Genomic DNA, 19,649 nt, shown 5'->3' on the forward strand with positions numbered 1-19,649 from the left:
GATGCGGGGGAATCGTTCGAGTGGACGATTAAACTGCTTTAGATTATTGAGACATCTCTGATACTTTTGCTTTAATCGATTATTGAAGCATAGGTAGTGAACTTTCTGGAGCGGGATAATAATTAATGGGCTTTACTGCTTTCTTCACCCCTTTTTTCTCATCAAAAACATCATTTGAAACACTCGCATTCTTCTCTCTCTGATCGTTTTTCGTTTGACCATTATCTGAACTGTTCACCTGTTTTCCCTCTGTACCGGATGATGTTCCTTGCGAATTAGCTGAGTTACTTTCCTGAATTGCCACAAACCCACCTGCTTCACCATCTGCATCAGGATCTTCGTCATCATCTCGTCGCGACCTTAGCTGAGCTTCATCAGTTATAGTTAGACGGTCCGTTATAATATCCTCTGTAATATCTACGGCAGCTTCTCGTTCAGTATCTCCCCCTCCGTCAGCTTGTGGTAAGCCACCCTGCATTGCTATAACTATTTGCCCAGGATCTTCATCTGATGACTGTTGCGAGATCTGACTGGAAAATATCGGAGGAGTTGTAACTACATGTCCTTTAACTTCCAGAGGCACTGTGCCTAAGGTACTAGTAACAGTGTGGCCATGAATATCAACAGCTCCATTCTGACGTATGGTCATATGACCACTACTCATACCTCCATGCGAAACTGAATCTCCAAGTTCTAGTTGAAGACTTCCCTCTTCTGAAGCTATAACGGACGAAACATAAAAGACAGGATATACAAAATATCCAGCCCCTAGAGGTACTACTGAGCCACCGTACAATGTCAGATATTGCCCGGGCAACCAGCTCAAAACCGAGTCAGGCAATAACGGGGGAAAACCACCTCCTGTATCATTTACTTCTCCTGTATCAGGGCTCATTTGTTGAACAATGCTCGAATAAATATCAGCTACAGAAATACTAACATTGTCAACTGTGAGCTCATGAGTCAGGTGACTTTCTGCCCTCTGATCATCTTGAGCCCCGACTGCACTGATAGTGTATGAAATCACCTGATCTCCATGCAAAGTAGAAACCGTTAAAACACTGTCTTCTTCCGTATAACTGGGTTCTAAACACTGGAAATGTTCATCCTGACCTATCCTCACCTCAAGACAATAAACAGTGGCAGGCGATTGGCCACAGACATATTCATTGACAGTCAAGAGCAGCAGGCAAGGCAAATAACGCAGATAACTATGATTCAGCATTACAGTCACATCGTACGAGCGTGAATCAATTTTAGCCCATCAAACTCATAAGTTTTGTTATATATCCTGCTTAAATCTGGCTCTTAGCCACCACCACTATCGTTCGAACAGACGATTCATATTTTACAAGTCTGGAGGTATAAAAGAAGCTGAAATCAAGCAGTCTGTGGCTGCTGAACAGGCTCGGGAAAATAATAAAATGAAAGAGTTTAATTCAGAGCAAAGGGTACAGGACGGTACCGCCTGGGAAGAGTTTTGCGACGCCCTGAAAGAGGCTGGCAAGGTAATTCAAAGCGAGAAAGCGCCCAAGGATGCTTTCAATCAGGCAGAAGGTTACCGCTACCTTACTCGCCTGTTGCGTGCCGGTCTGGAAAGCTGCATCGAGTTTCGTGACCCAGCTTTCCCGGTTCTGCGTAACGGTACCCATGAAACCATCAAAATGGGTGCCGACAATCCGGACAATCGTTATGAAGGCGCTATCATTGACCCACAGTACGACTATAAGGTCGTTGGCACTCGTGGCACCGTCGACTATCTGGGCATCAGCACCGTAGCCAACCGTTACTCCAAAGACGGCACCATGGAAACCACCGGCTTTCTTGATTCCCGAGAGCTGGATATTAACGAAAACGGTTCTTTTGAAATCATTATCAGCCAGAGAGAGCAGGCCGGTAACTGGCTGCCCATGACCGAAGAAACCAATTCAATCAATGTTCGTCAGACCTTTCAGGATCGCATTAACGAAAAACAGGCCGATCTGAAGATTGAACGACTGGATTCCGATACTGCACGACCAACGCCATTCAGCGCCGAGAAGCTGGATCGTGGATTGAAAGGTGCTGCCCGTTTTGTACGCGGCACTTCCCAGATGTTTGAAGACTGGGCTGAATCCTTCCTGCCCATCATGAATGAACTGCCTGCTGCCGATCAAGCTTACTGCCAGAAGATCGGTGGTGATCCGAACATCTTCTATTTCCACAGTGCCTGGCAGCTGGCTGACGACGAAGTCTATGTGATTGACGCCCCCGTTGTACCGGAATGCCAGACCTGGAATTTCCAGCTGGATAACTGGTGGATGGAGTCTCTGGACTACAGCAACCATACCATTCATATCAACAAGCATACTGCTCACTACGAAGAAGACGGCAGTGTACGGGTTGTTGTCTCCCATACAGACCCGGGCGTACCTAACTGGGTAGAAACAGCAGGACACAATATTGGCACCATGTGCTGGCGCTGGATCAAGGCCGAATCAAACCCTCTGGTAAACGCCAGAGTAATGAAGCTTGAAGACTTAAAAATGCTCTGCAAGTAACGACTCTGTTGAGCAAAGTCTCATTGAGTAGAAGAGCACGTCTATAACGAATGTCTGAACTCCTATCAGGTTCAGGCAATGAATAACAAATACAAAGGTGTAGGGCATGATCGCCGAACAGGAACAAGCTCAGGAGCAGATCGTTTTTGATGCCGATGTGCTGATCAAAATGGCCATGGAACGTACCGGCCTGAAAGACTTTGGCAGCAGCCCTTTCCGCGAAGGTCTGGAAGTTCTTCTTGAAACTTATGACAAGAACTTCACTGCGTACACTGATCGTAAGAAGTGCCGTAACCGTGTTCTGAAAATGCTGAACACCCGTCTTCGCTGTGAAGAAGCCTTCAAACGTTACCCTGAGATCGAAAACGAGAAGATCGAGAACCCGATTTTTATCACCGGTCTGCCACGTTCAGGAACCTCAGCGCTGATGAACGTTCTGTCTCAGGCGCCTGAAAACCGAACACCTATGCAGTGGGAAATGCAGCTTCCTGATATCTGGCCTGGCAGCAAACAGGGCGATGAAGACCCTCGCTACCTGGCCCTGAAAGAAAAGCTGGAATCCACCCGTACCGACAGCTTTGCCAAGATTCACTTTGTTGAAGCCGACCTGCCAGAAGAGTGCGTAATGCTTCACGCACTGTATTTCAGTGGCGCACAGCTGGGCTTTGAAGGAGCACTTGAGCCTTACTGCAGCTGGGTGAAGAAGCAGGATCTGGAAGACATGTACCACTACCAGATGAAGCTGATGAAGATGATCAGCTGGCGTAACCCTGGCCAACAGTGGATGTTTAAAGCTCCTTCCCATATGTGGGGAATAGACGCCATTGCCAAGGTATTTCCGGGCGCTAAATTTGTTTGGTGCCATCGCAACCCACTGTCTGTTGTACCTTCCATCACCAGCATGGCGAAAGTGGTTATCGATTTATACGCTGGCGACAGCTGTGTTCACAGCATGAAAGAACTTGGCCCTCACTATATGGACTGGTATGCCACCTCACTGGAGCGAGGCCTTGCTGCTCGTGCCAAACTTCCTGCCAATCGTTTTATTGACTGCTCCCAGCAGGAGTTTGTTGATGATCCAATGGCCATGGTTGAAAAGATCAAACAGCAGTTTGGTCTTAAAGTCACCGACGAAGGTCGTGCAGCCATGCAGGCTTATGTGGATGCCAATCCTAAAGGGAAATACGGCAAGCACAGCTATGATCTGGAAAGCTACGGCATGACAGAACAGATGATTCGTGACCGGTTTGCTTTCTATTATAACGATGGTAACTGGCCGATCAGCGATTAAGTTTCTTTGATCTGGTTTGGGGGGGTGTTTCATTCTTGTTATAACCCCGGTATTCAGGTTGTTGTTTCCGCTCAACTGGGCTTCCTGCCCAGATTCGCTAGCAGGCCAATCCATGGCCTTTGAAATAACAACCTGAACACCTCCTCTCAATTAATTCATCCGTCTAGAAAAGAAAGGCTCAATAATAATGATTACAAAAGACGCCGTTTACTCTGATGAAATTGTGATAAATGCACCGGTGGAACTGGTCTGGGATATTCTGGTAAATCTCGAGGAGTACCATAAGTGGAACCCTTTCTGCCCTGAGGCTAAAAGTACACTGGAGATAGGTTCTCCAATCGTAATGAAAGTGAAGCTGGGTGAATATATGACAGATCAGACCGAGTATGTGACTGAGGTCAAACCTTACAAATCACTCTCATGGCGCACTGAAATAAATGGTATTTCCGATGGTCATAGGACCCAGACTCTGGAAAAAGTTGACGGTAATAGTTGTAGCTACCTTTCCGTGGACCGGTTCAGCGGTACTAACGTAGAACCTATGCTGGCTAAATACGGAGCTTTGGTTGAAGCAGGGTTTAATGAATGTGCTTATGGTTTGAAATCATTTTCAGAAGAACAAGCCTGAAAGCATTGATGCTTTATCGTGAGCTTTATGGAAATACTGCAACTACTTCCATAAAGCAATGCAATCTCTGATTTCAACGTTCTAAATTCAACTCAGGGCGACTCAAAAGGGCAATAATTCACATCACTGCCTTTTGCCAGCCCTTTAACAAGGCAGATTGAAAAGCGACATAAGACATGCATGGAACATTCAACAGTCTCATCTCTGCTCCTCCATTTAGCATTCTCTCCCCCAGATGCCGTTACCGAACTACTTTTTAAATGCTGACTTACTGCTTCAACCTCGCCGCCCATAGCAGATAATGATGAAACCGCCGTATCAAACTCATCATACAGAGGGCTGGCATAGTAAACCAATCCTTCCAAGCTACTCTTCATAAGAGCAACATTTGGTAGATTCCAATTAGGATTGTCTACACCTTGAAAAAAGTTGAGAGGATTGAGCTGGACCGTACTGCCGTCATTTAAAAATTGATACTTACAACCAGGCATCTCAGCCACACCAATCGGGGTAATAAAACCACGAATCGTTGCCATGACAAATTGCAGCGCATCATCAGTATCTAACTCAAGAGCTTTAGCTTGATCTTTTTCCTGTGTACTTATCAATTTACCCCAATGCTCGGGCATATCTTCTACAAGCTCAGCACTCCACCGACTGGATTCCTCATCAAAAAAAACATCTTCAGCAAGTGGACAGGTATATGTATCAGCGGGAGAATAAAAAGAATATCCTGTAAATAATAAAAAGAGAATTAATTTTCGCATTCTACCTATCTCCAATACTGTTCATGTATTTATTAAAGAGTATTATCAAACTAGCTCTTATTTAAAAAAGAGCTAGCTAACAACTTCAAAAAAGGAAGACAAATCAGAATCAAAAAATGTATCTTAATTTTATTAAATGAAGCCAGCCGCTTGCCTCCAGTTTTCAAGCCACCATTTTTTTTTGCAAACAGCCCAGGGTTTTCAAGAATTGCCCTGCCAACCGCTACAAGATTAAAACGACCTTGTTGAAGAGACTCTTCAATATATTGAACCGATTTGATTCCTCCAACACCAATCACTGGCGCATTAAACTGACCACAAAACTACTCAGCTTCTTCGACCAGATAACCTTCTCCGCGACGCTCCTTCGGACGGTTCCAGCCCCCCATTCCAGACGATATATCCAGAATCGATACACCTGCATCAACCAGCCAGCCGGCGACCTGCTTCATATCTTTATGGCTAAGTCCTTCCGGATACAGGTCCTGCCCCGGAATGCGGGTCATTATGCCAATACCCGGAACCTTCTCTCGAATGCCCTGAACGATTTCCAGCAATAAACGGCTACGATTTTCGAGACTGCCACCGTACTGATCGTTTCTCTGATTCGTCAGTGCCGACAACCACTGATTAATGCCGTAGCCGTGGGCACAGTGAATTTCCACCAAATTGAAACCAGCAATATAGGTCGCAGCCACTGGCTGATGAAGTTGATCAACGACGTTGGCGAAGCTTAAGCGAGTGGAGCATTAAGTCCACTCGAATTACCACTGCCTCAGAGGCTGTTTGACAAGTATCGTCCGTAGCGAGGATTGCAGGAAATTGAGGATAAAAATGCGGTTTTGAGAGGAGAATAGCTGGCTATTTGACGAACAAAACCACATTTTTAGACCAATTTACTGTGACCGCAGTAGGACAGATACTTTTCAAACAGCCTCTCACACAATGTGCTTATTAATAACCAAAACAACCAATCTCAACTCTGGAGTCACCCAAAGGATACCCTTCCTCTCCATTTATAAAAGTGGTTTCAATATCAAAAACAGCATAGTCACCACTTGTGTATAAGTTCTTGTAGCAATGATCAAGATGAACTTTTATTCCTGTTAATGAACTCTCCAGCGAAGCATTAAAACCACCATGACGATAATTACCTTCTAATGATTCAGCAGCAAAGTATGCTCCCCCATAAGGGTTTACCTGCTCCCCCTCAAGCTCTGAATCTGTAGAGACAGACAAGCTTGATTTTATCGCATCCAATTCGCATAAACGTACGCCAGGCTCTAATGGGCTTATGCGAAAAGAGATATCAGGCGAGTACATCGGACACCGTTCTACATCACCTGCAACAGAGCCTACGGAGATACCAAAACATAAACTCTGATAACACCCACCCTGCTCTGAACCGCCATACTGCCAATTCTTTTGTCCAACAGGATTTTTTGCCTGAATCGGCATAGTCACGACTTTCTTCTGTAAGTTATACAGTTCGTTTTCATTCACTCCTTCATCTTCAAAATGGAGAAATTCATGCCACCGCCCCCCCTCATCAACAAGTGCCTGGTCTGCAAGATCATTCCATGAAGGTTTGTTATTATTCGTTTTTTCAAAGTCTTTACGGAGTGATACTTTCTCTGGAAATAAGCTTATAAACTTATCAGCCTCCCATGAATCATATGTTTTATGATAATCGCACTTAACAATAAAATAATCTGTATATTTAAAACTGATACGAGATATTGATGCTGCTATAAATTTTACCTCCGGCTTTGTAACTGCCTCTGACTTTGTGTCTAAAACACCCACAGCACTGTTTTTGCTGATCATTTTCCCCCAGCTTTTTGGCATCCCCTCTGTCAAAACAGCTTCCCAGCGGTCCTCTTTCTCATTGTAATGAACAGCATCAGATTTCGGGCAGGTGTAGTTAGCTGAAAAAACATCAGTCACAAGAATTAAAAGCGGGAAGGTAAGAAGTAACCGGGACACCATTTTAATTGCTACCAGCATGCAGTTGAACATAACACTTCAAGGTAGCTAGGTTTCAAATAAAGACCAGCAGATTCATTTAAAACAACAACGGCTTAAACAGCAATATTTTTAACAAAACTTATACAGCGGAAAATAAAAAAAGTATTAATATTTTGTTTTTGGACTTTATTCAATGACGTGATCAATATTGATCACGTCATTGAGACTCAACTTTTTTAGCTGTAGCTCTTGTCCAGCTTTTCAATAAAATCTTTCAGCATATCCGCTGGCAGATCATTAATACCCGCCGCTGCTGCACGACCACCACCTGTAGGGAATTGACGACAAAGGTCAACTGCTCCCTGCTTATTGGACAGTGGCGCACGAACACTGACCAGATAGTTGCCGTTAGCCTTTTCCGTAACAACTCCGTGGGCACGGTCAGGGTATTGATTCGCCAGATCGTTACCAAAGACACCGCTGACACGGCGAGCCCATGGCTGATTTGGCAGGATATAAACAGCACTGTTATCAGTAGCTACTTCTGGTTTAGTGACTTGCGCAGAATTCATGTCTTCCTGATAACCGGTTTCCAGCTTCTGGAAGTCAACATTACCACCCTTGATAAAATCCAGAGGGTTGGCGTAAGGCAGAACCTTTTTAAACAACTCGTCCGGTCTGAAATGAAGATCATCCAGGTTGGAACCATAGCCATTGTAGTTGATATAGATACCGAGGTTTTCCAGCAGCTGCAGATCATCTGCTGAGATATCCAGATTCTTCGCCAGAGCCGTTGCGCTTTTCTTCATGTTATCGCCAAACGCACCGGTTACAGCCCAACCTGCAAAAGCACCTTTTAAATGGGTATTCACCAGAATGCTGGTACAGGTATCAGCGGCTTCATTGATAATGGCATTCAGCTTTGGATGCTGAGGAATATCGCCCGGGAAATGATGATCAACATAAAAGACATCAGCACCAGCTTCCAATGTATTGGCCAGACCGTCTTTATTCTTATCCATGGACACATCAAGCACAGTCACTCTGTCGCCTGCTTTTGCCGCAACTCTGTCCAACAAAGCAATATCACGCTTAACACCAGTAATCAGTGATGAGTCACGATAGTCATGATTTCTCAACTGAACCAGAGCACAGATGCCATCAGCATCGCCATTAAACACATCATAATCAGCCATATTTAACTCCCGCTATCCACTCTTCTTATTACTGTGCAGATACACGTAATCAACTATTTATTAGTCTTTTACTTTGTTCTAAAACCAAAAACCCGGCATCGTCTCTTTAAGCCAATGCCGGGCTGGTCTTGCAGTCAAGCAAGTATTACTACCGTTTAACCATCAGGCTCTTTTCGAGCACTCATTCAGGGAGTCAGATACCCTTCACGATCCAGATAGTTAACGATCATTTCTGCTACCTTCTCAGGAGACTGCTCAGCGGTTTTCACATGAAGCTCTGGTTTTTCAGGGGCTTCATAAGGGCTGTCCAGACCGGTGAAGTTCTTGATTTCACCTTTACGAGCCTTGGCGTACAGACCTTTCGGATCACGCTTCTCACACTCTTCCAGATCAGTATCAATAAAGATCTCGACGAAGTTGTTAGCGCCACAAAGCTCACGGGCATGGGCACGATCCTGTCTGAACGGTGAGATAAAGCAGCTCAGGGTGATCAGACCAGCGTCAGCCATCAGGTTAGCCACTTCACTGATACGACGGATATTCTCTACACGATCTTCTTCGGTAAAGCCCAGATCCTTGTTCAGACCGTGACGTACATTGTCGCCGTCCAGTGTGTAGGTGTGATTACCGCGAGAGTACAGTTTCTTCTCAACCAGGTTGGCAATAGTCGACTTGCCGGAACCGGACAGACCCGTAAACCACAATACCGCAGGCTTCTGCTCTTTCTGGGTTGCACGGGACTTCTGATCGATGTCCAGAGCATGCCAATGAACGTTGGAAGCATTGTCCAGACTGTGGCGAAGCATACCCGCGCCAACGGTCTTGTTGCTGATGCGATCAACGATAACGAAGCAACCCATGCTGCGGGTCTGTTCGTAAGGGTCGAAGGCAATGTTTTCGGTCAGAGCCAATTCACAGCGTGCCACTTCGTTCAGCGTCAGTACTTCCGCTTCACGCTCTTTAAGAGTGTTCACATCAACCTTGTAGTTGATGGTAGTCACACTGCCTGGCACGGTCTGGTTTTCGAAACGAATCAGGTATGGACGATTCTGAGTCATTTCATGCTCATCCATCCACAACAGATCGACGGACAGGTTACTGGTGACTTCCGGGCGTGCTTTAGCTGCAGCCAGATGGTCGCCACGGGAGATGTCGATTTCATCTTCCAGGGTAATGGTTACGGCCTGCTCGCAGATCGCATGATCCAGATCACCGTCGTAGGTTACGATGCTCTTGACCTTACTGGTCTTGCCACTTGGCAGAGCTACGATCTCATCACCTACATGCACCTGACCCGCCGCAACGGTTCCGGAGAAACCACGGAAGTCCAGGTTCGGACGGTTAACCCACTGAACCGGCATACGGAAGTCCATCGCCGTGTTTTCAGCGGTCACATCAACCGCTTCAAGGTGCTGCATCAGGCTAGGGCCTTTATGCCATGGCATAAGTTCCGAGTTATGCAGAATGTTCTCACCTTCCAGAGCCGATACAGGAATCGCTGTGATATCAGCAAAGCCCAAATCCTTGGAGAACTCGAGGTAGTCTTTCTTAATGCTCTCAAACTGTTCCTGAGAGTAGTCGACCAGGTCCATCTTGTTGATGCACAGAACAATGTGGCGAATACCCAGAAGGGAAACAATGTAGCTGTGACGTTTAGTCTGGGTCAGCACACCTTTACGACCATCGATCATTACAATCGCCAGGTCAGCGGTGGAAGCACCAGTCGCCATGTTACGGGTGTACTGCTCGTGCCCCGGAGTATCAGCAATGATGAACTTACGCTTGTCAGTAGAGAAGAAGCGATAAGCAACATCGATGGTGATGCCCTGCTCACGTTCTGCTGCCAGACCATCCACCAGCAAAGCCAGATCGATGTTGTCGCCAGTGGTACCGACTTTCTTGCTGTCATTTTCAATAGCGGCCAGCTGATCTTCAAAGATCATTTTGGAATCGTACAGCAGACGACCAATCAGGGTACTCTTACCGTCGTCTACACTGCCGCAGGTAATCAGACGCATGAAGCTCTTGTGTTCCTGCTCGTGCAGGTAGGCTTCGATATCGCTTTCAATCAGATCAGATGCGTGAGCCATTAGAAGTACCCCTCTTGTTTCTTCTGTTCCATAGAAGCACCGTGGTCGTTGTCGATCACACGACCCTGACGCTCAGACGTCGTCGTCAACAGCATTTCCTGAATGATCTCAGGCAGTGTTTCAGCATCGGATTCAACCGCACCGGTCAGCGGGTAGCAGCCGAGAGTACGGAAACGTACTTTCTTCATTTCTACCTTTTCACCTTCCTGCATTTCGAAACGATCGTCGTCTACCATGATCAGGGCTCCGTCACGTTCAACAACCGGACGTTCCTTGGACTTGTAGAGAGGGACTATTGGGATTTCTTCCTGATGGATGTACTGCCATACGTCCAGCTCAGTCCAGTTGGACATTGGGAAGACACGCATGCTTTCGTCTTTATGAATACGGTTGTTGTAGGTTCTCCACAGTTCCGGACGCTGGCTCTTTGGATCCCAGCGGTGGTTCTTGTCACGGAAGGAGAAGATACGTTCTTTGGCACGAGACTTTTCTTCGTCACGACGGGCGCCACCAAAGGCTGCATCGAACTTGTATTTGTTCAGAGCCTGCTTCAGAGCCTGGGTTTTCATGATGTCGGTGTGAACAGCGGAACCGTGAGTGAAAGGACCGACACCCTGCTCTACACCTTCCTGATTAATATGAACGATCATATCCAGACCAAGATCATCAATCATCTTGTCGCGGAACTCGATCATTTCACGGAATTTCCAGGTAGTGTCTACGTGCATCACCGGGAATGGTGGCTTGGAAGGATAGAAAGCCTTCATTACCAGATGCAGCAGTACTGCGGAGTCTTTACCGACGGAGTAAAGCATCACAGGGTTCTGGCTCTCGGCGGCCACCTCCCGAATGATATGGATGCTTTCTGCTTCCAGTCGTTCAAGATGGGTCAAACTCTTCTTTGTTGGCATAGTTGTTCACCCCTCAGGGCAAGTCATGCTTGTTTCAAGCAATCACTGCACTTGTTCTTCTTATTTATCATTCCCGCTACTCTTTTGCTTTGTAACAACTACTGCTCTGACATCAGCGGGAAACCTGAAAAGTACATCTATATCTTTTTATAATTCTATAGACTTAAAGAAATTCTATAACTTTATTGAAAAATTGCAAACTTTTTCTATAAATCTATAGAATATATTTGAGAAGTCCTTTGACAGAGAGCCTCAGACTGACGATATAATCAGCATTCAATGCTGTACCTGGCACTAAAAAAATTAAAGCAAGCGACTGTTTTTACTGGATAATATCGTGGCCGAAAAAAAATCCGAGAAGAAATCAAAGTATGATCAGCGCTATAAAGCAGCAGTGGATGCCGCCGCTGCAGTCTTTGCCGAAAAGAGCTACCACGGCTGTGGCACCACCGATATTGCCCACAAGCTGAACATCAAACAGGGCAGCCTCTATTACTACTTCAAGTCCAAGGAAGCAGCCCTTGAAGCAGTTTGTCTGATGGGCATTACTGAGCAGGCTAACTTTCTTGCCGAACTGATCAGCAAAGAACTTTCTTTTGCTGAAAACATTAAGGCAATTACCCAGTTCTCCCTGAAGTCTCTGCGAGAGAATGGTGACTATATAGTTGTCTTTAATAATGACCGTAAATCAATTCCGCTGGAGCGACGAGGCAAGGTTCGAGAGCAATCCCACAACTATCATCTGATGCTGATGGATATTTTCAGAACAGGGCAGGAAAAGGGTGAGATTAAAGCAGAGCTTGATATTCTGATTTCTGTGCGAGCATACACTGGGCTATTATCTTCTGCTTCCAAGTGGTATCACTCGGAGCCAACTATTGATCTTGCTGCAGTATTGAATCAGTTCAGTGAAATGTTTCTTAACGGGGCTATCAAATAACGATTAACAAAAGCAAAATAACAGTTGACACAAACCAGCACTGATCGATCAAGTGCTGGTCAACAAAATCATCCCTTCACTCAGAGTATATATAGCAACTGTTTATTTTTGGTACTGAACTCTCAAGGTTGTTGTCGAGGTCAATTTCAACATCCAGATAATGCCTCTTTTTCGCCCAGGCAATTACTGCCTCCTTATTTATCTGCTCGCAATCCTCCAGAGAGAGGGCTACCCCAGTTTTATTCAGCACCAGTTTCGAACGAGATAACTGTGGCCCACTTCTGCCCATCAGAAAATAATTGCCTACCTGCATTGTACTAAGCACGCCACCATCACGGGACTCAAAGTGAAGAATATCATCAAGCTGCTTGTAGTCTTCCTCTGCCCCATATTTCAGCGCATCGCTCGGTACCAGCCTTACACGAATACTGACACTGTTCACATAGCCAATACATTCTCTGTAAGACTTCGTGCAAGTGTATTTTTTACCACTGTCAGCGAAAACCCCCCACGGGCTTTCTTTCCAGCCCAATTGATCAGGGCTTGCAGCTGCAGGAGAGACAGGTAATACAAAAGCACCCCTGAACGCATATGCATCTAAATAGCTCTCTGTCTTTCGAAGAAAACGGAGCGCTTCCTGCTCACTTACATGCTCAAACGCAGGCCCCATCTCTGAACGTATCATGTTATTATCTTCAGCGAAGTATTGCTTCATTCTTCGCTCATTCGGAAGCTTGATTATGGATCTTTCAGGAGTAAGACTTATCGTTTCATTAGAGCCTATGAGATATGTACATTCCATAGATGTCATAGAGTTCTCAGCAAGGTTATTTTTGAATACAATCTCGGAGCTAAAAAAATTCTTACTTGTGTACTCTGAGTAAATAGAAGGAAATCTGATATTATCTCGTTTTTCAGATTCAAACCTGAATTCTCTATACTTACCCCAAAAAGTAGGCATTCCTTTCACTAATGGAGCTTCCCAGATCATGGTATCTTCATTAAATGTCAGCGTTTCAGGTGGAGGACAGTGATAAGTGTCTGACCAGCAGAAGTTTGAAAATATTAACGCAAAAGAAACAAGCAGTTTTTTTCTATCTTTCATTTCTACATCTTCTTAAAAGCAAGGTTCACCAATAGATTATAAATACAACATTAAGTTCATTTGATTTTCAAAAAATTAGTGCACGGCTATAATTAAAAATATTTTTATATAAAAAAATATCTATATATGCGTTCCTATTTCTGCAAAGGCTTATATAAATCTACCGTCTACTGTCTTCTGCTTCCAAGTGGTACCACTCTGAGCCGGAAATTGATCTGGAAGCAGTATTGAATCAGTTCAGCGATATGTTTCTACACGGAGCAACCAGTTCCACTTAAAGACTGTCATTAGAGTAATCAAAACCAGTATGGCAGGCTACTCCTTAATTCTGGAGTATTTGCCGTATTTTACTATAGAATTTGTTCGTAGATAGCCTAACGTTCAGTCAGCGCCAGTCATTAAAAGTGAATATCATTTCAATCAGCCTGAAACTAATAAATACATACAATTGATAATTTATTTTTCCCCATCTACATTTGATTATACAAATTCACAGGGATTTATATTTACTGCAGGGATTATTATTTAGATTTTCCGGTACCGACATAATGAAAAAAAATATACATTTATGTTTCGCATTACTTATTCCATTAAAATCACTAGCTGGTGTTTTTGCCTGCCCTGAGCCAGAAGATATCTTTTTTAATCATGATATGAATACCTGGGAAGCTCCTCTAAAAAAAGGCGCTCCAGAATATTGGGAGAAATTTAGATCTCCTATGCCCTTTATTAATATCCCCTCAAACCCTGAAAGAAAAATATTTTTTGAAAAGGCTCTGATCGAAAAAAATACCATAGAGTCATTCGAAGAGTTCAACATAACATGTGAATACTATTACTATGAGAGTGAGGATGATATTCATTATATGTTCTTAAGTCCCTGGAATTTTAAAATCACAGATATACACAATTTACTTAATAATAATGAAAAAACAAGCTCACTCTACAAAGAAGAACTCACAGCCCGGTATGATCATAAAATATCAGTACTGTATAAAAAACTTATAGATAATTCTCTTGACTCCAAAGAGGCAGCACTAGCGGCCAGCCAACTAAAAAAAATGGAGGATGAAAAAGTGAAATACATTGATGAGCATGAGTATATTTATGACTCTAGCCTACATGAAATGTGGGATAAAAATGAATCACTTCTTAGCTATACTTCACCCGTATTTGCTTATGGACTAGAAGAAGGCAACCCGGCATCTGCCTGGAAAGACATAAAAATAGGAAGCCAATATTTTTACTGCAACAAAAATACAGCCTCTGCTTGCAAAATGCATACCCCGGAAATAGCCACTCGAATAAAACTGGATGCCACCGAACCGGCAGTTTCCCGATGGCTGTCTGACGGCAGCATCCGTGGGATTCATATGATCAGCAGTAATCTGGAGGAAACACCTTTAAAATACAATGGTGCTCTTACTTTTTTTATGGATAAAAAACCCGACAATCTGGAATCAACAAGCATAACGTTAACAAAAGGAAGCTCTTTTCCTTTGTCCGAATGCTCTCAAATTGGCAGCAACCTGACTGACGCCAGGGAACTATACATTGACCTTAAGGTAAGTGAACTTTATTCAACGGGAGAGCCGATAATTTCAGAGTGCACGGTTTTTTCTGGCAAGTGAGAAGGTCAGCGGCGACAGCTATCTATTGGCAACCGCCCTTCTTTCTTAAGACGAACTCTGGTTAACCAGTCATACACCCATTTCAAAAAATGCCTGACGCCATATAAACCCATTACCCAACCAAATACCTTCCACCGGGGAAGGTGCTTTAACATCAGAGAATAGCTTTCGATACTGGTTCTGATTACGCCATCACTCGTTCTGGTATGAAGTTCCAGTAGTGCTTTGTCAGGATCTATTCCATGGGAAATAAGCAGTTCATCATTATCAGTAATATCCAGCCACTCCATTTCGCAGTCGAAAGCGGCCTTGCGCCACTTGGCAACTTCTCTTGTGCAAAGCGGACAAAGGCCATCGTAGTAAACGGTGATTTTCATGTATGTTTCTCCCCAGGCAACAGGTTAGCAATGGCAACAACGACTACCGTAACGTTATCCCAGCTTTTAAGATTGTTTGCTTTCTGAACCAGAATATTCGCTAACTTCCCTAAGTCTACAACAAGCTCCCTTCTGCTTAACTGAATTAACTTGAGTGTCTATGATTAACTGTCGCTCACTTCGAACACCCATTAGATAACCAAGGATAAGAATGTTAAACATCATGGCTGGATCGGGAGAGGCCGACTATCAGTGCATGAGAGGTTCTCAACGGGAGGGGGCATAAAACTGATAATCAGTAATTTTATCGATTTTACGAAGAATATGGTCCTTTGGAACAAGCTCCTCAATGGAGACAAATTCAAGGACAGACTGGGTTTGGGGGACCGAATACATGCTGTATTCAATTATACAAAGTCCTCGGAGAATACGAAGACTTTGTCAGCACTCTGAAGCTCCTGGTATCAGGAACTTCACTTCAGACTCTCCGAACTTTACTCGAAAGAATAAGTCCTCGTTTCAAGCCTCCTGTTATTGACCACATCCTGATCAAACTCCCGGCGGTCACTGCTACGGAAATTCACAGACCAGTGGCCAGGTTTGCCGTCCAGAAACAAATAGTGCCCATCCTGATGAAAACTGCGAGAAGACATTGATTCTGTAAAACCACCGTTATCATACATAACAGCTATATCACTGGAGAATTCCGGATAAGGATTGCCTTCCCTCCAGTAGCGCTGCCTTGCTTCTTCAATCTCAGGGTTCTGGGAAACGTGGGTCATCCAATGCATACTCGTCCAATAACGACTGAAACTGTAACCGGATTCATCAGCTGACATTACGACAACAGTACTTTCTGAATACAAAGGGCCGCCATTGACACTCTCGAAGAACCGAGGCTCACCGTCTGCATTCATAGCAATGGACTTCCCATGATGCTGCATAAGGGCAACCAAAGTAATAAATTCTTCCAGCAGTGCTCTGGAAAAATCCTTCTTCATAATTTTGAAGTAATCAGAAGCGAAATCGACTAAACCCGGGCGTACTGCCCAACCAGATAAATTACTCCACCCAATAGCCTGTTTAGAAATACCCTCCAGCTCAGCAAGAACTTTTTCTTTATCATTATCCTTCACATGGCCTAGAAAGAGCATTTTCTGTGGGCCTTTGGATTCCCTATAAAGTGAAAACTCATTGTATTTTCTAGACCTGACATAGTTTTGGTTATGCTCGGTTTGATCCAGGACATTCTCCACAGCTCTATCAATACCAAACAATACACAGGTACGAATATCCCAATCACATTCCTTACTTTCGTTATTATCAGCAAAAGCAGGTAAGGCTAACGCGGTCAAAAGACAACCTTTGGCAAGAAATCGAAATGAAAGCTTCAACATTTTTATTTATCCTATTTGTTTATTTACCTTTGCTCTGACTTTCACTTCTATTGAAAGTTCAAGATAATCTTATATAAACATTCACTTATAACTTGAAATAGAAATGGATCGGGTTTCATCAAAAGGAGGGGTTCAGTACACTCGTTGCTGTTTTCTTTTCTGCTGCTCTCTTCTCTGTTGTTCTATGGCTTTCTTATTAGCCAGATCAAACATAAGTGTGTAGACACACGTAATCGAATATTAAATTGCTATATCCCCGCCACCGGCGGGGATATAGCTTATGATTTCGTATGTCCGGGCACTTAAACCTGATCTGCACCGAATCAGAAACCACCTGATAATCTTGTACTTGCACTCTTCAATGGAAATAATCGTTTCATACAACTGAGGAGGACAAGAGTTGTTTAGACTCGTAATCGGTATCAGGATTATAACTTTTTCAACAATCAATCAGACCACTCTTATTCTCTAGCGATTCTCTCCCCTAATGCTGACAAATGAGATGCTGAATTCCCAAGTGACATTTCCAGCTGCCTTGCCCAAAGGCAATAGCGCCAGAGGTGGTAATCCTTGTCGATGCCCATACCACCGTGCAGGTGCTGTGCGGCATAACTGACTCTATGACCGGCGTCGCCCGCCCATATCTTGGCAATAAGAACCTCAGCCGTTGCTTCACTGTCTTCGTCCAGCAGAGAGACAGCCTGATAAGCTGTCAACTTCAGGCAGGTTGAGTCAATAAGACAATCTGCAGCTCTATGCTGTACGGCCTGAAATGAACCGATGGGCGCATTAAACTGCACCCGCTCGCAGGTATAACTGGCTGTCATACGAGTCATTTCATCGACAACACCCACCTGCATGACACAACTGGCCGCCATCGTTCGCTCACTGATCCAGTCTGCAACTTCAACAGCTTCAGAGCCCGTCACTAAAACATCTTCAGCTGCCACACTGACATCATTCATTGTCAGTTCAAACCAGGGTTCATTAGTTGTCGATCTTTGTCGTGTAAGCACCACGCCTTTTGCTTTCGGATTAACCAGAAACAATCCAATACCATCAACGGTATCCGCCGTAATCAGAATGCACTCAGCTTTATCCGCAAAAGGAACGGCTATCTTTGTGCCCGTAAGTAAATAGTCACTTTCAGTAACAACAGCCATGACTTCAGGCGCACCAGGAAACTCTGACATAGCTTCCGAGAGCGCAGCGGTAATGAATGTTTCACCCTTTACCAGACCTGTCAGCAACCTCTCTTTTTGCTCGTTAGAACCATACTTCTGTATAGGTAAGGCAGCACTGACTAACACGGGAATGACCGGAAGAGCGGCTACTGTACGACCAACCTCCTCTATAAGCAGGCACAGTTCGGTAAAGCCAAAACCCATTCCGCCATACCGCTCATCAATAGCTACACCCAGCAACCCTGAGGTTGCCAGTTGCTGCCAGAGCGATTCATCGAACCGGTCTACCTGCTGATCAATCTGATTCAGCCTATCCGGTGTTGAGAGCTCACTGAGAATCTGTCGAGTCAGCTTCTGCACATCCTGCTGAGTGTCGTTAAACGAAAAGTCCATTATTCAATTCTCCTCAGCGCTTTGCTCTTGGCATGCCCAAACCGGCACTGGCAATCAGATCTCTCTGAATTTCATTGGCACCACCGCCAAAGGTGATGACAGATGCCCGGCGATAAATTTCTTCCAGTTTGCCTCCCAGCACTGCACCTTTTGAGTGCCGATGCAAAGTACTGCCAATACCAATCACTTCTGCCAGATGACGATACAGTTCCACGAAGAATTCAGTGCCGTACACTTTAGCGATAGAAGCGTCTTCAACCTTGAGATTGCCTTTGGACATTTCTGAAGCCTGTCGATAGCAAATCAGCTTCAGCGCTTCCAAACCACTCTTGCACTTCGCCAGGTTGATCTGCACCCAGGGCTGATCAATCACTCGTTCACCGGATGGCAGCTTATTCTCTTTTGTCCAGCTGACGACCTCTTCAAACAGCTGCATAAAAGCACCAACATTGACCAAAGACAGTCTCTCTCTATTTAACTGTTCGAAGATCATACGCATTCCCATACCTTCCTCGCCGACAAGATGATCTGCAGGTACACGGATATTGTCATAGTAAGTAGCATTGGTTCTGACATCGCCCAGTGTATTAACCGGTGTGCAGCTGTAACCCTCAGCGCTGGTTGGCACCAGAAAAAGGGATATAGCGGAGTGAGCCTTAACTTCGGGATCAAAGTTTGTTTTGGCTGCCAGCCATACATAATCGGCATGATGTGCCAGCGAGGTCCACATCTTCTGACCATTGATCACCCACTCATCGCCGTCTTTGCGGGCAGTGGTTTTCAACGACATTAAATCAGTACCGGCACCCGGCTCGGAGTAACCAATGCCAATTATGATCTTGCCGCCCATAATCTTTGGCACCAGTTTTTCTTTCATGCGACCGGAAGCGTACTTAGCCAGAATAGGACCGACGGACTCGGTGGTAAGAAACGGAAAGGGAAAGCCAGCTCTCATCACCGCCTCAACAAAGATAAACTGCTCCATCTCCGACATACCACGACCACCCAGTTCTTCTGGCCAGCCAATACCAATCCAGCCATCCTTACCCAGCTGCTCCATGGCTTGCCAGAATAAAGGGCCGCCACCCTCACCCACAGCCTCTGCCACTTCTGCAGTCAGCTCCGGTGTCATCAGCTTTTCAAAATAGGTTTGCAGCTCTTTTCTTAATGCCTGCTGCTCAGGGGTAAATTCAATTTTCACAAACACCTCAGACAAAAAAAGGCGTACAAC

The 19,649-nt window shown here is 44.8% G+C and carries 18 protein-coding genes and 1 pseudogene; 5 read left to right on the forward strand and 14 right to left on the reverse strand.

What is annotated here, in order from left to right:
* Positions 1–79: 79 nt before the first annotated feature.
* Positions 80–1,225 carry a hypothetical protein gene (locus EOPP23_RS13250; protein ID WP_153766467.1) on the reverse strand — a complete coding sequence of 382 codons (1,146 nt, stop codon included), beginning with the start codon at positions 1,223–1,225 and terminating at the stop codon, positions 80–82.
* A 199-nt stretch (positions 1,226–1,424) separates the two neighbouring features.
* Between EOPP23_RS13250 and EOPP23_RS13255 the strand changes: the two genes are divergently transcribed.
* The 3 genes from EOPP23_RS13255 (at position 1,425) to EOPP23_RS13265 (ending at position 4,459) form a co-directional block, all read left to right on the forward strand.
* The gene (locus EOPP23_RS13255; RefSeq protein WP_153766468.1) at positions 1,425–2,540 is read left to right on the forward strand and encodes a DUF1214 domain-containing protein; all 1,116 of its coding nucleotides are present in this window, start codon (positions 1,425–1,427) and stop codon (positions 2,538–2,540) included.
* 106 nt (positions 2,541–2,646) lie between these two features.
* Entirely contained in the window at positions 2,647–3,831 is a 1,185-nt protein-coding gene (locus EOPP23_RS13260) for a sulfotransferase (protein WP_153766469.1), read from the forward strand.
* A 187-nt stretch (positions 3,832–4,018) separates the two neighbouring features.
* Positions 4,019–4,459: an SRPBCC domain-containing protein gene (locus EOPP23_RS13265; protein WP_153766470.1), complete on the forward strand. Its 441-nt coding sequence runs from the start codon at positions 4,019–4,021 to the stop codon at positions 4,457–4,459.
* A 92-nt stretch (positions 4,460–4,551) separates the two neighbouring features.
* On the opposite strand, the gene EOPP23_RS13270 is transcribed toward EOPP23_RS13265, so the two are convergent.
* From EOPP23_RS13270 to cysD, 7 genes and pseudogenes are all read right to left on the reverse strand, one after another.
* Positions 4,552–5,226 carry a hypothetical protein gene (locus EOPP23_RS13270; RefSeq protein ID WP_153766471.1) on the reverse strand — a complete coding sequence of 225 codons (675 nt, stop codon included), beginning with the start codon at positions 5,224–5,226 and terminating at the stop codon, positions 4,552–4,554.
* Between the two features lie 50 nt (positions 5,227–5,276).
* A pseudogene (locus tag EOPP23_RS21800) lies at positions 5,277–5,528 on the reverse strand (hypothetical protein); the annotation flags it as partial.
* A gap of 21 nt (positions 5,529–5,549) precedes the next feature.
* Entirely contained in the window at positions 5,550–5,924 is a 375-nt protein-coding gene (locus EOPP23_RS21805; protein ID WP_370514764.1) for a hypothetical protein, read from the reverse strand.
* 256 nt (positions 5,925–6,180) lie between these two features.
* Positions 6,181–7,233, reverse strand: a complete 1,053-nt coding sequence (locus EOPP23_RS13285) for a hypothetical protein (protein ID WP_153766474.1) — start codon at positions 7,231–7,233, stop codon at positions 6,181–6,183.
* A 197-nt stretch (positions 7,234–7,430) separates the two neighbouring features.
* Entirely contained in the window at positions 7,431–8,390 is a 960-nt protein-coding gene (locus EOPP23_RS13290; RefSeq protein WP_153766475.1) for a DHH family phosphoesterase, read from the reverse strand.
* Between the two features lie 185 nt (positions 8,391–8,575).
* Positions 8,576–10,480, reverse strand: a complete 1,905-nt coding sequence (gene cysN / locus EOPP23_RS13295; protein WP_153766476.1) for a sulfate adenylyltransferase subunit CysN — start codon at positions 10,478–10,480, stop codon at positions 8,576–8,578.
* On the reverse strand, positions 10,480–11,391 hold the full coding sequence (gene cysD, locus EOPP23_RS13300; protein WP_153766477.1) for a sulfate adenylyltransferase subunit CysD: 912 nt from the start codon (positions 11,389–11,391) through the stop codon (positions 10,480–10,482). Before cysD ends, cysN begins: the two co-directional genes overlap by 1 nt.
* A 337-nt stretch (positions 11,392–11,728) precedes the next feature.
* On the opposite strand from cysD, the gene EOPP23_RS13305 reads away from it, so the two are divergent.
* Positions 11,729–12,331: a TetR/AcrR family transcriptional regulator gene (locus EOPP23_RS13305; RefSeq protein WP_153766478.1), complete on the forward strand. Its 603-nt coding sequence runs from the start codon at positions 11,729–11,731 to the stop codon at positions 12,329–12,331.
* A 76-nt stretch (positions 12,332–12,407) separates the two neighbouring features.
* Here EOPP23_RS13305 and EOPP23_RS13310 read toward each other — a convergent pair whose 3' ends face one another.
* Entirely contained in the window at positions 12,408–13,436 is a 1,029-nt protein-coding gene (locus tag EOPP23_RS13310) for a hypothetical protein (protein WP_153766479.1), read from the reverse strand.
* Between the two features lie 548 nt (positions 13,437–13,984).
* Here EOPP23_RS13310 and EOPP23_RS13315 point away from each other — a divergent pair.
* Entirely contained in the window at positions 13,985–15,067 is a 1,083-nt protein-coding gene (locus tag EOPP23_RS13315) for a hypothetical protein (RefSeq protein ID WP_153766480.1), read from the forward strand.
* Positions 15,068–15,072: 5 nt separating this feature from the next.
* Here EOPP23_RS13315 and EOPP23_RS13320 read toward each other — a convergent pair whose 3' ends face one another.
* From EOPP23_RS13320 to EOPP23_RS13340, 5 genes are all read right to left on the reverse strand, one after another.
* Entirely contained in the window at positions 15,073–15,444 is a 372-nt protein-coding gene (locus EOPP23_RS13320) for a thiol-disulfide oxidoreductase DCC family protein (protein WP_153766481.1), read from the reverse strand.
* A gap of 66 nt (positions 15,445–15,510) precedes the next feature.
* Positions 15,511–15,669 carry a hypothetical protein gene (locus tag EOPP23_RS21810; protein ID WP_153766482.1) on the reverse strand — a complete coding sequence of 53 codons (159 nt, stop codon included), beginning with the start codon at positions 15,667–15,669 and terminating at the stop codon, positions 15,511–15,513.
* A 269-nt stretch (positions 15,670–15,938) separates the two neighbouring features.
* A complete protein-coding gene (locus EOPP23_RS13330; RefSeq protein ID WP_153766483.1) occupies positions 15,939–16,841 on the reverse strand; it encodes a hypothetical protein in 903 nt (300 codons plus the stop codon).
* A 461-nt stretch (positions 16,842–17,302) separates the two neighbouring features.
* Positions 17,303–18,418, reverse strand: coding sequence for an acyl-CoA dehydrogenase family protein (locus tag EOPP23_RS13335; RefSeq protein ID WP_153766484.1), 1,116 nt, complete (start codon positions 18,416–18,418; stop codon positions 17,303–17,305).
* 13 nt (positions 18,419–18,431) lie between these two features.
* Positions 18,432–19,619: an acyl-CoA dehydrogenase family protein gene (locus tag EOPP23_RS13340; protein WP_370514765.1), complete on the reverse strand. Its 1,188-nt coding sequence runs from the start codon at positions 19,617–19,619 to the stop codon at positions 18,432–18,434.
* Positions 19,620–19,649: the final 30 nt, after the last annotated feature.

The sequence above is a fragment of the Endozoicomonas sp. OPT23 genome (genome assembly GCF_009653635.1).
Taxonomy (GTDB): Bacteria; Pseudomonadota; Gammaproteobacteria; order Pseudomonadales; family Endozoicomonadaceae; genus Endozoicomonas_A.

Coding starts and splice junctions, on each gene's coding strand:
- EOPP23_RS13265 (WP_153766470.1), top strand. CDS start 4,019: ATGATTACAAAAGACGCCGTTTACTCTGATGAAATTGTGATAAATGCA.
- EOPP23_RS13335 (WP_153766484.1), bottom strand. CDS start 18,418: ATGGACTTTTCGTTTAACGACACTCAGCAGGATGTGCAGAAGCTGACT.
- cysD (WP_153766477.1), bottom strand. CDS start 11,391: ATGCCAACAAAGAAGAGTTTGACCCATCTTGAACGACTGGAAGCAGAA.
- EOPP23_RS13320 (WP_153766481.1), bottom strand. CDS start 15,444: ATGAAAATCACCGTTTACTACGATGGCCTTTGTCCGCTTTGCACAAGA.
- EOPP23_RS13260 (WP_153766469.1), top strand. CDS start 2,647: ATGATCGCCGAACAGGAACAAGCTCAGGAGCAGATCGTTTTTGATGCC.
- EOPP23_RS13285 (WP_153766474.1), bottom strand. CDS start 7,233: ATGCTGGTAGCAATTAAAATGGTGTCCCGGTTACTTCTTACCTTCCCG.
- EOPP23_RS13290 (WP_153766475.1), bottom strand. CDS start 8,390: ATGGCTGATTATGATGTGTTTAATGGCGATGCTGATGGCATCTGTGCT.
- EOPP23_RS13315 (WP_153766480.1), top strand. CDS start 13,985: ATGAAAAAAAATATACATTTATGTTTCGCATTACTTATTCCATTAAAA.
- cysN (WP_153766476.1), bottom strand. CDS start 10,480: ATGGCTCACGCATCTGATCTGATTGAAAGCGATATCGAAGCCTACCTG.
- EOPP23_RS13250 (WP_153766467.1), bottom strand. CDS start 1,225: ATGCTGAATCATAGTTATCTGCGTTATTTGCCTTGCCTGCTGCTCTTG.
- EOPP23_RS13310 (WP_153766479.1), bottom strand. CDS start 13,436: ATGAAAGATAGAAAAAAACTGCTTGTTTCTTTTGCGTTAATATTTTCA.
- EOPP23_RS13330 (WP_153766483.1), bottom strand. CDS start 16,841: ATGTTGAAGCTTTCATTTCGATTTCTTGCCAAAGGTTGTCTTTTGACC.
- EOPP23_RS13270 (WP_153766471.1), bottom strand. CDS start 5,226: ATGCGAAAATTAATTCTCTTTTTATTATTTACAGGATATTCTTTTTAT.
- EOPP23_RS13255 (WP_153766468.1), top strand. CDS start 1,425: ATGAAAGAGTTTAATTCAGAGCAAAGGGTACAGGACGGTACCGCCTGG.
- EOPP23_RS21810 (WP_153766482.1), bottom strand. CDS start 15,669: ATGATGTTTAACATTCTTATCCTTGGTTATCTAATGGGTGTTCGAAGT.